The following is a 12,734-nucleotide window of genomic DNA, read 5'->3' on the forward strand; positions in this document are numbered from 1 at the left end:
GCGCCCCTTATTTGTATTCGATGATGCGCATCTGCGCGTTGCGCAGACGGCGGAGATGATAGGTGGCCATGCCGACGAGGTTGGGAAATTTCGACAGGGCGATGAAGAGGGCGTGTTGCCGCGCCTCGCGTTTAGGCAGCCCGGCGCGGCGCAGCCCCTGCTGCGTGCGCAGGTAGTTCAGCGCATAGATGGCCAGCGGCACCAGCAGTAGCCATGGCGAGACCAGCGCCAGCGCCAGCGACAGCAGCGGCAGCACCAGCGCATAGGCCAGCACTCGCTGCCGTTCGCGGGCAAAGTAATCCGGATGCAGGTGGCCGACATGGGCAAAGCCATGGCCGGTGCGCACCGCGCGGCGCCACCACTGGCCGAACCGGTGCATGTCGGCATCGTGGCGCGTCATCTCCAGCGGCAAGCGCTCCAGCGCCCATCCGGCCTTGCGCAGCCTTGTGCCGAACTCCTCGTCTTCGGAGGCGATGATGCTGTCGCCAAAGCCGCCGACATGGCGGAACGCCTCGGCCCGCACCAGCATGTCGCCGCCGCAGCCCAGAATGCGCCCCACCGGGCGGCGCCATTCGAAATCGCAGAGCTGGTTGAAGATGGAGCTGTCGCGGTGAATTTCCGACCGCCAGCCGGTGACCAGCGCCAGTTCGGGATGCCGCGACAGATGCGCCACGGCGGCAGAGACAAAGCCCGGCACCAGCGTGCAGTCGCCATCGACGAACATCACGAAATCCGGATCGGTCAGCGCGGCAAAGCCCGCATTGCGCGCGCGCGCGGCGGTAAAGGGCACCGACATGTCCAGTTCGACGACCTGCGCGCCCGCGCGGCGCGCTTCGGCCACGCTGCTGTCGGTGGATCCGCTGTCCACATAGACCACCTGCCGCGCCTGACCCGGCAGCGAGGCCAAGGCCGCGACAAGCCGGGATCCTTCGTTGCGGCCGATCAGGACGATGTCCACGGCACTCATGCGATGTCCTTTCTGGACAGGGGCGCGGGCGTGGCCGCGCCGGAGGACTGGAACAGCTGCGAGAGCTTGGCAGCCTCGGTGGCAATGTTGAAATCGGCGCTGACCCGGGCCCGCCCGGCCTGCCCCATGGCGTGACGGCGGGCGGGATCGGTCAGCAGCGTGTCCAGCGCGCGGGCCAGCGGCGCGGCTTCGCCCGGTGGCACCAGCAGGCCGGAGATGCCGGAGTCGACCAGTTCGGGAATGCCCGCGATCTGCGTGGTGACCACGGGCAGGCCCGCCGCCATCGCCTCCATCAGCACCACGGGCACGCCTTCGGCAAAGCTGGGCAGCACGAAGATCTGCGCGCCCGCCAAGGCATCGGCCACCTCGGACTGGCTGCGATAGCCCAGAAACTCCACCCGGTCGGCCAGCCCCAGCCGGATCGCCCGCGCCTCCAGCGCGGCGCGGTCGGGGCCGTCGCCGATCAGCCGCAGCCGCAGCGCGGGATGGGCGGGGGCCAGCGCCGCCAGCGCCTCCAGCAGCAAGGGCACGCCTTTCACCCCGGCGAGCCTGCCGACAAACAGCAGCACCGGATCGTGGCCGGGGGCGGCAGCATAGCGCGCGGGGTCGATGCCGCAATGCACCACCCGCAGCTTGGGCCAGTGCGCGGCCTCGGCGAAACACATCAGCTGCGACCGGCAGAAGGCGCTGATGCAGGCGACAAATTCCGCCCGCGCCGCCTTTTCGTCGATGCGCCAGTGCTGCGGTTCAAAGAAGATGTCCGGCCCGTGGATGGTAAAGCTGTAGGGGATGCCCGACAGGGCAGAGGCCAGCATCGCCACGGTGCAGGAGGCTTTGGCGATGTGGTTGTGCAGATGCTCCACGCCCTGTTCCGCCAGATGCGCGGCCAGCACCCCCGCCTCAAGGAAATAGATCAGGTTGTAAAGCCGCCCCTTCACCCCCTTGGGGGCCGTGGTCCATGCCAGCCGCAGCGCGCGGCCATAACGGGCAGGCCGCGCCAGCCAGCGGCCATGGGCGCGCAGCACGCGCAGCGGGGCGCGGCAGGCCTCCAGCACCTTGAAGGTGCGGGCATGTTCGCTGCGCTGTTCGGGGCCGACCAGATGTTCCGCGCCCGTGGTGCGGATGGAGCAGGTCAGCACCTCATGCCCCAGCGCGCGCAGCGCCGCCACCTCGCGCTGGATGAACGTGTCCGAGGCGCGGGGATATTCCCCGGTCAGATAGGCGAGACGGCGCAGGGTCATGCCGCGCCCTCCTTCAGGGCGGCGGCCATCAGCGCCTCGAACCGTGGCTGGTCCAGCGGGCCAAGCCGCCGCACCAGCGCGCGGGCGTCATAGCGCAGCGGCAGGATGCGGGCGCGCAGCACGGGTTCGCGCAAAAGCCCGGGCAGGCGCGGGCCAAGCGGCGCCAGCAGCCGGGCCACGGGCAGCACCACGGGCCATGGCAGCGGCAGCACCAGCCGGGGCCAGCCCGACAGCCGGTGCGCGCGCAGGAACCGCGCCCGGTCGGGCCGGTCGGCATCGACGAGGTTCAGCACCTCCACCCCCTGCGGGGCGATGCCTGCCGCCCGCACCAGCCGCCGCGCCACATGATCCACATGCGCCAAGGGCAGCTCTCCACCCTGACCCATGGCGATCAGCAGCGGGCCCAGCGACACGCCCAGATGCGCGTTCCATGTCCGGCCTTCGCCAAAGATCGCGCCGGGGCGCAGGATCCACAGCGGATGGCCCGCGTCCCGGCACATCGCCTCCTGTCGCAGCTTTCCGGCGACATAGGCGTCGCGCGCGGTGTCGGGCTGTTCCAGCGGGGTCGCTTCGGTCACGGTGCCGCCCGGCGCCAGCTTGGTGTAATCATAGACGGCGATGGAACTGACCAGCACCAGCCGCGCGGACTGGCCCGCCATTGCCGCCAGCAGATGCCGCGTGCCCAGCGTGGTGGCCGCCGTCACCGCACCTTCGTCGCTGCCCAGATGCGCGGCGCAGTGGATGACGGCGCCAACGCCGCGCAGCGCGGCGCGCAGCACCGGGATCGCCGCCGGATCGGCCAGATCGGCGCAGCAGGGGATCACCCCCGCCTCGGTCCACGCGGCGGGGGGCGTGCCACGGGTCACCGCCACCACCTCCAGCCCCTGCGCGCGTGCCTGAGACAGCACCGCCCGCCCGACGAATCCGGTGGCCCCGGTCAGCAGCAGGCGGGTCACATCGCCCATGGCATCGGCTCCATCGGGGCGCAGCGCGTGGTCATGCGCTGGGCGCCGCCGGTTTCCCCGGCATTCTGGATGGCCAGCGTCACCTCGGTCAGGTGCAGCGCAAAATCGGCGGAGAGGCGGCAGGGCCGGTTGTCGCGCAGCGCCTCCAGCATCTCGGCGGGGCCGAGCATGAAGTTCATCGCGGCGGCGCCCCAGCGTTTCACCTTTGGATGGGTGGGCTGCGGCAGGCGCAGGCGGCGGGGCAGCGGGTGTTCCATCAGCCGCCGCCGCAGGGTGAAGCGGCGGGCAAAGCGCACCGGGGCGGCATTGTCCCACGCCGCCTTGCAGCGCAGCACCCCCGCATCGCCGACGATGCTGATCCCGTGGTCATGCGGGGCGGCGATGGAACAGGTCAGCCGGGTGACGGGGCCATGGTCGAAAAACAGCACGGCCACCGACAGATCCGGTGCGGTGGGGCCAAGCCCGCCCTTGTCGGGCAGCACCTCGGCCGAGGCTGCGACCACCGTGCGCACCGATCCGAACCAAGAGATCAGCCAAGTCAGGTAATAGCCCCCATGTTCCAGCGTGCAGCCGACGCGAAACTCGTCCTCCCACGGCCAGGGTGCGCCGCTTTCGCTGTGCCATCGGTCATAGGCGGCCTGCGGCACGAACCCGTCATCCAGTTCGGCATAAATCGCGCGCGGCGTGCCCGCGATGCCATGGCGCAGCGCATGGCCCAGCGTCTGCGCGGTCTCGCCCAGCACGGAACAGGGGGCGGAGGCCAGCAGAAGCCCGTGTGCGGCGGCAAGCTGGTGCAGATCCTCGGCCTCGGCCAGCGTCAGGGCCAGCGGCTTTTCGCAATAGACGTGATGTCCCGCCTCCAGCACCGCGCGGTTCAGCGCGTAATGCGCGCCCGGATTGGTCAGGTTCAGCACCACGCCCCCAGCGGGGGCCTGCGCCAGAAACCGGTCCAGCGAGGGTTCCGCCCGCAGCCCCCAATGGGCGCAGAACCGCGCCAGCCGGTCGGGGTCGTGGTCATGCACCTGTGCCACGGCCAGCCCCGGCATCGCCGCAAGCGAGCGCATATACAGATCGGCTACAAAGCCGCAGCCCAGAATCGACAGCTGTCCGGTCACATTGCCCCCTGTCTGCGCAGGCAGGGCCAGCCGAAACACCGGAGGAAAAGCGGGATCATGCGGGGTCTTTCTTGCCGGAGCCTTTGGTCAGCCGTCTTTGACCAGACAAATTTGACCAGATTTCGGCACAAAGCTGCAATGCCTGTACAGGCGCAGCCTTTGAGGTGACAATTTTGCACCTTATGCGGCAGCTCTGCCACGGTCTGCGGGAAATCGACGTATCGGCATCTCGGAATGTCGGGGATTGGCTGTAGAACTTGGCGTCGGGGCCAGAGGGATGTCGTATGGATTTCAGCGTTTCGGGGCAGAAGGTCTCCGTCAACGTGGCGACATGGGCCGCGCTTCAGGCCCGTGTGACCGAACGTCTGGCGCAGCGTCAGGGCTTTGCGCTGGCCACGCTCAACCTTGATCATCTGGTCAAGCTGCGCGGCCTGCCACGGTTCCGCGCCGCCTATGCCGCGCAGGATCTGGTCACCGCTGACGGCAATCCCATCGTGTGGATGTCGCGGCTGGCGGGCCGCCCGGTGGAACTGATCCCCGGATCCGATGCGATCCTGCCGCTGGCGCGCATCGCGGCGCGGCTGGGGGTGGGCGTGGCGCTGGTGGGCAGCACCGCCGAATCGCTGTCCCGCGCCAAAAGCTATCTGGAACGCGAGGTGCGCGACCTGACCGTGGTCTGCACGCTGGCGCCGCCCATGGGTTTTGACCCCGACAGCCCCGAGGCACAGGCCCTGCACGAGCAGATCGCCGCCTCTGGCGCGGGGCTGTGTTTCGTGGCGCTTGGCGCGCCCAAGCAGGAAATCTTTGCCGCCAGTGGCCGCCGCGCCGCGCCCGCCGTGGGCTATGTCAGCATTGGCGCCGGGCTGGATTTTCTGGCGGGGATGCAGAAACGCGCGCCAGCATGGGCGCGGCGTCTGGCGCTGGAATGGCTGTGGCGGGCGCTGAACAGCCCGAAACGGCTGGGCCTGCGCTATCTGCAATGTCTGGCGATCCTGCCGGGCCAGATGCTGCGGGCGGCGGTGCAACGCTTCCGCTCCCGTCAGGCCTGAGGGGCCAGCCGCCGCGGGCGGCGCCGCTGGCCGGTCAGCGCCTGCTTGACCCGGGATTTCAGCCCCAGCGGTGGCAGCACCTCCGTGTCCCGCTCGAACACGGCGCCGTTCAGATCCGGATCGCAGCGCAGCGCCAGATCCACCCCCCAGCGGGCCGACAGCTCGGGCGGCAGGCCATCGGGAATGCCCATGTCGGTGCGCAGCATGCCGGGCATCCAGTCGCCGATCACGATGCCCGGAAAGCGGTCGCCCAGATCGGCCACCAGCGCGCGGGTGAAGATGCGCGCGGCGCCTTTCGACACGGAATAGGCCGCAGAGGCGGGCAGCGGCTGCAGATCGGCAAAGGTCGCGACGTTGAGGATGCGGCCCCGCCCGCGCGCCACCATCCCGTCCAGCACGGCACGGGTGCAGGCCACCGTCCCGCCCAGATTGACGGCGACGCTGTGCAGAAAGCTCTCTGCCGTCTCGTCCAGAATGTCGCGCCGGGGATAGACCGCGGCATTGTTGACAAGCAGCGCCACCGGCCCGTGATCCGTGGTGATCCCGGCCACGCAGCGGATGACGGCGGCGGGGTCGGCCACGTCCAGCGGCCAGATCAGCACCCGGCCCTGCGGCGCCTGTTCCTGCGTCTCCTCAAGGGCGGATCTGCGGCGTCCGACTGCGGCGACGGTGAAGCCCTGCCGGGCAAGCTCCAGCGCCAGCGCGCGGCCCAGCCCGGATCCGGCGCCAGTCACCAGCGCGATGCCGTCTTGGGGGGTCAGTCGGGTCATGTCGGATCCTTCCGCAGGTGGTCGGCGACGCGCAGGGCATTGGCGGCGATGGTCAGGCTGGGATTCACCCCCATCGACGTGGGCATGAAGGAGGCATCGGCCACCCAGAGGTTGCGCAGCCCATGTGCGCGGCACTGCGAGTCCAGCACCGACCGGGCGGGATCATGGCCAAACCGCAGCGTGCCGCTGGGATGGCCGAAATTCAGCTCTGGCCCCAGCCCCAGAAACAGACGCCGCTGCCCGCGAAAAGCCTGCGCGATGGCGCGGCGGAAGGCATGGCGGCGGGCCAGCAGTTCCGGCGCCATGGCATAGGTGATGGCCAGCCGGTCGGGATCGGGCAGCACGCGGTTGTGCAGATAGGGCAGATCCTCCATCAGCCCGACAAAGATCTGGGCATGGCCAAGGATCCGTGCGGCCAGCGCGGCGGGCAGGCGGGTCAGATGCGGCAGCCCCGGCACATGCCCCAGCCGCGAGGCGGCCAGCATCCGGTTCAGGTAAAACAGGATCTCGCCATAAGAGGCGCGGATGCCCATGGCCTGCACCATGCCCATCCGGGTATGGCCCGCCGTGTAAAGATCCCGCAGGGCCAGCGCCTTGGTCGCGCCCGCATCGGGCGCATCCCGGGGCGGCCAGATCGCGAACATCTCGTTGAGGTGGAACATCAGGTTGCGCCCCACCAGTCCGGATCGGTTGGCCAGCCCCTCCGGCCAGTGGTCGGACAGGGAATTGAGCAGCAGCCGCGGCGAATTGAGCGCCCCCGCCGCCAGCACCACATGCCGGGCCCGAAGGCGCCGCAGCGCGCCGCCCTGCCGCAGCTCCACCTCCTGCACCGAATCCGGTCCGGCGATCAGCCGCGTCACCTCGGCCCCGGTCAGGATCTCGGCATTGCCGGTGGCCAGGGCGGGCTCCACCCCGGCGGAGCGTCCGTCCATCTTGCAGGGGCGCGGGCAGCGGGTGCCAAGGCAGTTCAGGCAGCCGTCGCTGCGGCGGATCGCGGTATGGGCGTAATAGGGATTGAGGCCGCCCGCGCGAAACCGGGCCATCAGCGCGGCTTCGGTGGCGGTCAGCGGCGGCGGCGGATCAAGCGGCGGCGGCGCGTCGGATGACAGCGGATCGGGCGTGCCATGCAGGTGATACATCCGCGCGGCATGATCGAACCAAGGGCGCATCTCGTCATAGCCCACGGGCCAGCCGCCAGTGGGGTGCGGGCGGTCCAGCAGATCATCCAGATCATGCCGTTCGGGCCGTTCCAGCGTCGCGGCGTAGAACACCGAAGATCCGCCGATCCCCGCACCCAGCGGCGCATAGAACCGGCTGTCGCGGCCATCCACCGTGGCATGCAGCGGCTCTGGCCAGAGCCCGCGGGCCAGCCGCGCCTCGGGGACAAAGATCTCCGACAGCCCGTTCCGCGCCTGCCGCTGCCCGGCGGCGCCCTTTTCCACGAACAGCACCCGCCACCCGGCTTCGGCCAGCGCGCGGCCCAGCGTGCCGCCGCCCATGCCGGTGCCGATCACGATGCAGTCCCAGTCCGGTCCGGTCGCGGTCATGAGGCGGGATCCGCTGCAAAGACCGGCGCGAAAAGATCGTGCAGGGCACGGGCGGCGGTGTTGGTGACGTGGTTGTTGTCGAAATACCAGCCCTCGCCGCCCTGCAGCGCGTGGCAGGTGGTGGCATCGCAGAGGCGGGGCCAGCTGTCGATCAGGCTGACCGCGCCCGCCTCGGCCAGTGCCCGCCACGGCGCTTCGGCGCTGGCGGCGCGGGCCTCGGCCTCGGCGCGCGCGACCTCGGGGCGGGTGACGGGAGTGCGGGCCAGCGGCCAGCCGTCATGCGCCGCCTCGCGCGCGGCGCGGCGGCTGTCATAGCCGGGGATCTCGGGCGGCTGGCGCAGCACGAAGATCTGTTCGAACCGGTCCAGCAGTTCGGCCACGCTGGCATCGATGCGCTGCGCCAGCAGATCGGACTGCGCCTCGCCGATGCGCACCGGACCATCGGCGGGATGCAGCGCGATGGTGTTCTGCGCATCCAGCCCGACCCCCGCACCGGTGGCGTAATAGCTCCAGCGCCCGATCAGCAGCAGCGTGGTCAGATCCGGCAGCTGCGGCAGCGCCTGCCGGATCTGCAGCGTGGCATTGGTGCAGTCCAGATCCTGCGCCGGGGTTGCCGCGCTTTCGACCTTGCGCAGGCCAAAGACCGGCGGGCAGCCCGCGCGCCACAGGATCAGCCCCGGCGTGCCCGCCTGCTGCGCGGCCTGATCCAGCCCCTCGCGGAAGGCGCGCACGTGGCTGTCGCCCCAGACCAGCACGCGCGGCGGGCCTTCGGGGCCGATCGGGCAGACCTCCAGCCCCATCAGCGGGCCGCTGGCGGGGGTGGTGCAGCGGCTCCAGTCCTGCAGGAAATCGGCGGAGGCGCGGATATGCGGCTGCACTTCGGGGCGGAAGCGGCTGGTCAGCCCGTCGCCAAGGTAAAGCCATCCCCCCAGCGCCAGCAGCAGGGCCGATCCCGCTGCCGTGCCACCCAGCAGGGCCGGGGCGGGCAGGCGGGCATGGCGCACCGGCTGTTCCACGAACCGCCAGCTGAGCCATGCCAGCCCCACCGCCAGCGCCAGCCACAGCGCCGCCTCCAGTGGGCCGGAATAGCTGCCGCGCAGGTAAAGCGACAGCGTCACCACCGGCCAGTGCCACAGATACAGCGAATAGGAGATGCGCCCGAAAAACACCGGCACCGGCGAGGACAGCGCGCGGTTCACCGTGTTGCGCCCGGTGCCATTGGCCAGCAGCAGCACCGTGCCCAGCACCGGCACGAGGGCCAGCAGGCCGGGAAACTGCGGCCCCGCCGGAATCAGGATGATCGAGGCCGCGACCAAGCCCAGCCCCAGCCAGCTGAGCGCGGCATATCCGCGCCAGCGCCGTCCGGTTTCGCAGCCCCAGATCGCCAGCAGCACCCCCGACAGCAGTTCCCACGCCCGGAAGGGGAAGAGATAGAAAGTGGCGGTGGGCAGATGTGGCGTCAGCAGGACGCTGGCCGCCAGCGAGGCGGCCCAGATCAGCGCCAGCGTCCAGATCAGCGCGCCCCGGCGCCGCGCAAACAGCAGCAGAAGCAGCGGCAGGACGATGTAGAATTGCTCTTCCACCGCCAGCGACCATGTGTGCAGCAGCGGCTTGTCTTCGGAGGCGGCGTCGAAATAGCCCGCCTGCCGGAAGAACAGCACGTTGGACAGATAGACCGTGGCGGCGATCAGCGTCTTGCCGAATTCGCGGAACTCAAAAGGCAGCAGCAGCGCCGAGGCCAGCGCCGTGGTCACCAGCGCCATGACGAAAAAGGCCGGGGCCAGACGGCGGAAGCGGCGCAGATAGAAGCGGCCCAGCCGGATGCGGCCCATCGCCTCGCGCTCGCGCCACAGGATGCCGCCGATCAGGAAGCCGGAGATCACGAAGAACACGTCCACCCCGGTGAAGCCGCCGGGAAGGCCGGGAAAACCGAAGTGATAGACCACCACGGCAAGCACGGCGATGGCGCGCAGCCCGTCGATGTCACTGCGATAGGGCAGCGGGGCGGGCGCCATGTCCGGGGTGGCAGAGGGCGTCTGTCGGGGTCTGGTCATGCGTCCTGTCCGGGTTCTCCGGTGCGGGGGCACATTGCGGCCCCGTCTAAAATCCAGTTCTATCAGAGCCTCGAAATAAGGCGATTAAAGGGCAGAACCCGTCACGGTCTGGTTTAGATGGCAATTCTTGCCGATCCGTCACTCTGTGCCGGCTGGTCCAAAAAAATCCGGCTTGGGGGAGGGGCGGCCTTGGGCGATCCAGTCATAGACCCGCGCCACCTGCCGCGCCTTCTGGTCCCATGTGAAATGGCTCTGCACCCGGGCGCGGGCGGCGGCAGCCAGCTCGGGCAGGGGGGCGGGATCCTGCGCCAGCCGCTCCAGCGCCGCGCGGAAGCCCGCCACGATCTCTGCCCGCGATCCGCAGGGCACTTTCAGCCCGGTTTCCGGCCCCACCAGCTCGCCCGGGCCCGCGTAATCCACGATCAGCGGCACCACGCCAAGCGCCATCGCCTCCAGCACCACGCCGCCGCCGAATTCGCGGATCGACGGGAAGGACAGCAGATGACAGCGGCAGAGGATGTCCTGCACCGCGCGATGCTCCTGCCAGCCGTGAAAGGTGACGGCCCCGGCGATCCCCAGCGCCGCCGCCTGATCCGCCAGCGCGGGGCGCATCGGCCCGTCGCCCACGATGTCGATCTGCATCTGGCCCGCGCGCAGCAGGGGGGCCGCCGCCTCCAGCAGCATGTCGGGGCCCTTGTAGGGCACGAGGCGGCCCACGAAGGCGGCGCGCAGCGGGCCGGGGCCGGGGGTGGCGGTGCGGTTGAACCAGGCGGGGTCGATGCCGTTTTCCGGCAGGTGGATCACCTTATGCGCGTGGCGGGCGGGGATCTCGCTGGCGGTGTGGCGCGAGCCGGTGAGGATCGTCGCCGCATGGTCCAGCGTGGCGCCATGGCCGGGCAGCAGCCGGTAGGCGCCGCGCAGGTGGCTCAGCCATTCGCGTTCGCGCCGCCGTTCTGCCTCGAATCCCGCAGGCCACGGCACCCCGCCATTGAGCGGCCCCAGCACGAAGGGCACCCCGGCCTTGGCGCAGCGTGCCGCCACCGGAGAGCCGATGGTGGGGCTTAGCGGGGTGATCCGGTGCACCAGATCCCAGTCGCCGCGCCGGATCCGCGCGCCGAACTGTCGCCAGACCAGATGTTCGAACCACGGATAGCTTAGCGCGTTGATCGCCTGCACCATGGTCCAGCCCTTGCCTTCGCCCATGCGCAGGATTTCGGCCAGCTTCCACATCGGGCGGGCGAAGGCCTCGGAATCAATCGCGGTGAAGTCGGTGCCTTCGGTCAGGCCCGCGCGCAGGATCGCGTCGCGGTTGCGGATCTGCGTGACGATATGCACATCCGCCACCTCGCGCAGGGCATGGGCCAGCGACCAGCCGACCAGCGGCACGCTGACCCATTCGGGATTGGCGGCCTCGGCGATGGCAAGGATGCGGGGACGTCGGGTCATCGGCTCACATGATCGACTGCCAGCGCGGCTTGTCGCGCGGCGCGGCGGCGGGCAGGGCGGGATTTTCGGGCGCCCGCCGCCCCAGCCGCTGCGCCTTCAGCGCCTCGGCATAGCCGGTCAGGGCACCCGCCACCATCCATGTCAGCGGGGTCAGCGTGGCGTTGGGGATCATGTCCGCGACATTGACCGCCAGCAGCAGCGACAGCGGCGCGATCAGCGGCGACACCGCATCGGGGGGGGCATGTTTCGCCTCGCGCCAGAGCAGGATCAGCGGCAGCAGCAGCAGCCCGAATTCCGCCAGAAAGCCGACCCAGCCATAGACCCCGATCACGATGATCCAGCGCCCGTCAGAGACGGTGGTGATGAAGCCGGTCACGGGATCGAGGATCTGGTTGCGCCCCCAGCTGCCCCAGCCGAAGACCGGTTTCAGATAGGCGCGCTCCAGCAGGGTGTTTTCGTTGTCGAAGCGGAATTCCAGCGAATAGGCGCGGTCCTGATCGATGGCGGCGGCGCGGTCCAGCAGCGCCTGTTCGGGCACCAGCCCCGCCCCCTTCACCAGCGGATAGGCCAGCGCCAGAAGCCCGATCAGCAGCGCCAGCCGGATCTGCATCCGCCGCGTCAGCAGCAGCACCGCCGGGATCACCAGCAGGCCAAGCACCAGCGCCCCCATCGATTTCGCCAGCACAAGGACCGCCGTCAGATAAAGCGCCGCCAGCAGCGCCCGCAGCTTGGACGCTGCCGGATCGCGCCGCCACAGCGCCCATGCGGCGACGGCAGAGGTCATCAGAAAAAATGCCACCCACAGCCCGTGATAGAGGAACACCACCGGGCGATAGCCGCCGAACCGGATCGACTGGCCGAAGAAGTGCTGGTAATAGCCGTAAATCCAGTTGTTCAACTGCGGCGACAGCCGGATTTCCACCAGCATCAGCACGGAATACACGAGCCCGCCCCAGACCAGCGCGCGCAGAATCTCGCGCTGCGCCCCGCCCGTCGCCAGAAAGCGCCGCGCCAGCAGGAAGGGCAGCACCAGCAGAAGCTGCTGCAGCGTCAGGGCCACGGCATCCTTGATCCCGAGCCCGGGCAGGCCGATGCGGCCAAAGAACACCGGTTCGGCATTGGTGACCACGGTCAGCGCGGGCGACAGCACGAAGACCGCCAGCAGCACCCGGCCCAGCCCCGATTCGGGCAGGAACGACCCGTCCGATCCGCCCCGGAACAGCACGAGGACAAAGGCGGTCAGCGCGGGGATGTTGTGCTTGGTCAGCGGCGGCATCAGCGGCAGGTCGAAGACCGCAGGCGGTTCCGGCAGGAACAGATAGCCCAGCAGCAGCGACAGGATCAGCGCGCGGTCCACCGCCAGACGCCGGAACAGCGCGACCGTCACCAGCGGCCAGAGCGCCAGCATGAGAAAGGCAAGAGGGTTCGGCATCCCGTGTCGTGGTCGTCCCGTGAAAACCCATGGCACCGGCCCCCCAAGCGCCCCGCCATGCCGCCTGACCGTAGCAGGCTCGTGCCCGGTTGTCGCCTGTCGCGTCGGGGCGCCGCGCCGGGGGCTGGCAGATTTGGCACAGGCGCGG

10 protein-coding genes are annotated in these 12,734 nt (G+C 69.8%); 1 reads left to right on the forward strand and 9 read right to left on the reverse strand.

The annotated features are described in order from the left end of the window. Positions 1–7: 7 nt before the first annotated feature. Genes BLR51_RS13175 through BLR51_RS13190 form a run of 4 tightly spaced genes read right to left on the reverse strand, consistent with a single transcriptional unit; the run spans position 8 to position 4,288 of the window. The gene (locus BLR51_RS13175) at positions 8–967 is read right to left on the reverse strand and encodes a glycosyltransferase family 2 protein (protein ID WP_089847653.1); all 960 of its coding nucleotides are present in this window, start codon (positions 965–967) and stop codon (positions 8–10) included. Next, the gene (locus BLR51_RS13180) at positions 964–2,208 is read right to left on the reverse strand and encodes a glycosyltransferase (RefSeq protein WP_089847655.1); all 1,245 of its coding nucleotides are present in this window, start codon (positions 2,206–2,208) and stop codon (positions 964–966) included. The genes BLR51_RS13175 and BLR51_RS13180 overlap by 4 nt, the downstream gene beginning before the upstream one ends. Next, positions 2,205–3,173 (reverse strand): NAD-dependent epimerase/dehydratase family protein, encoded by a 969-nt coding sequence (locus BLR51_RS13185; RefSeq protein WP_089847663.1) that lies wholly within the window; start codon positions 3,171–3,173, stop codon positions 2,205–2,207. Before BLR51_RS13185 ends, BLR51_RS13180 begins: the two co-directional genes overlap by 4 nt. Continuing rightward, on the reverse strand, positions 3,161–4,288 hold the full coding sequence (locus tag BLR51_RS13190) for a Gfo/Idh/MocA family protein (protein ID WP_089847827.1): 1,128 nt from the start codon (positions 4,286–4,288) through the stop codon (positions 3,161–3,163). The genes BLR51_RS13185 and BLR51_RS13190 overlap by 13 nt, the downstream gene beginning before the upstream one ends. Before the next feature lie 284 nt (positions 4,289–4,572). On the opposite strand from BLR51_RS13190, the gene BLR51_RS13195 reads away from it, so the two are divergent. Next, complete coding sequence (locus BLR51_RS13195) at positions 4,573–5,337, forward strand: WecB/TagA/CpsF family glycosyltransferase (protein ID WP_089847664.1); 765 nt, start codon at positions 4,573–4,575, stop codon at positions 5,335–5,337. Here the strand turns inward: BLR51_RS13195 and BLR51_RS13200 are convergent. The 5 genes from BLR51_RS13200 to BLR51_RS13220 form a co-directional block, all read right to left on the reverse strand. Next, entirely contained in the window at positions 5,328–6,107 is a 780-nt protein-coding gene (locus tag BLR51_RS13200; RefSeq protein WP_089847666.1) for an SDR family oxidoreductase, read from the reverse strand. The genes BLR51_RS13195 and BLR51_RS13200 overlap by 10 nt on opposite strands. Continuing rightward, complete coding sequence (locus BLR51_RS13205) at positions 6,104–7,654, reverse strand: GMC oxidoreductase (protein WP_089847668.1); 1,551 nt, start codon at positions 7,652–7,654, stop codon at positions 6,104–6,106. Before BLR51_RS13205 ends, BLR51_RS13200 begins: the two co-directional genes overlap by 4 nt. Next, entirely contained in the window at positions 7,651–9,708 is a 2,058-nt protein-coding gene (locus BLR51_RS13210) for an acyltransferase family protein (RefSeq protein WP_242656727.1), read from the reverse strand. The genes BLR51_RS13205 and BLR51_RS13210 overlap by 4 nt, the downstream gene beginning before the upstream one ends. Positions 9,709–9,846: 138 nt before the next feature. Next, on the reverse strand, positions 9,847–11,154 hold the full coding sequence (locus tag BLR51_RS13215; RefSeq protein ID WP_089847672.1) for a glycosyltransferase family 4 protein: 1,308 nt from the start codon (positions 11,152–11,154) through the stop codon (positions 9,847–9,849). A 4-nt stretch (positions 11,155–11,158) separates the two neighbouring features. Further along, entirely contained in the window at positions 11,159–12,586 is a 1,428-nt protein-coding gene (locus tag BLR51_RS13220; protein ID WP_230795028.1) for a hypothetical protein, read from the reverse strand. Positions 12,587–12,734 lie beyond the last annotated feature (148 nt).

It is taken from the genome of Salipiger marinus, assembly GCF_900100085.1.
GTDB classification, from domain to species: Bacteria; Pseudomonadota; Alphaproteobacteria; order Rhodobacterales; family Rhodobacteraceae; genus Salipiger; species Salipiger marinus.

What these genes read in the sequence shown, in the direction of transcription:
- BLR51_RS13175 (WP_089847653.1), bottom strand. Translation starts at nt 967, where the DNA reads ATGAGTGCCGTGGACATCGTCCTGATCGGCCGCAACGAAGGATCCCGG.
- BLR51_RS13200 (WP_089847666.1), bottom strand. Translation starts at nt 6,107, where the DNA reads ATGACCCGACTGACCCCCCAAGACGGCATCGCGCTGGTGACTGGCGCC.
- BLR51_RS13215 (WP_089847672.1), bottom strand. Translation starts at nt 11,154, where the DNA reads ATGACCCGACGTCCCCGCATCCTTGCCATCGCCGAGGCCGCCAATCCC.
- BLR51_RS13185 (WP_089847663.1), bottom strand. Translation starts at nt 3,173, where the DNA reads ATGGGCGATGTGACCCGCCTGCTGCTGACCGGGGCCACCGGATTCGTC.
- BLR51_RS13210 (WP_242656727.1), bottom strand. Translation starts at nt 9,708, where the DNA reads ATGACCAGACCCCGACAGACGCCCTCTGCCACCCCGGACATGGCGCCC.
- BLR51_RS13220 (WP_230795028.1), bottom strand. Translation starts at nt 12,586, where the DNA reads ATGCCGAACCCTCTTGCCTTTCTCATGCTGGCGCTCTGGCCGCTGGTG.
- BLR51_RS13180 (WP_089847655.1), bottom strand. Translation starts at nt 2,208, where the DNA reads ATGACCCTGCGCCGTCTCGCCTATCTGACCGGGGAATATCCCCGCGCC.
- BLR51_RS13195 (WP_089847664.1), top strand. Translation starts at nt 4,573, where the DNA reads ATGGATTTCAGCGTTTCGGGGCAGAAGGTCTCCGTCAACGTGGCGACA.
- BLR51_RS13205 (WP_089847668.1), bottom strand. Translation starts at nt 7,654, where the DNA reads ATGACCGCGACCGGACCGGACTGGGACTGCATCGTGATCGGCACCGGC.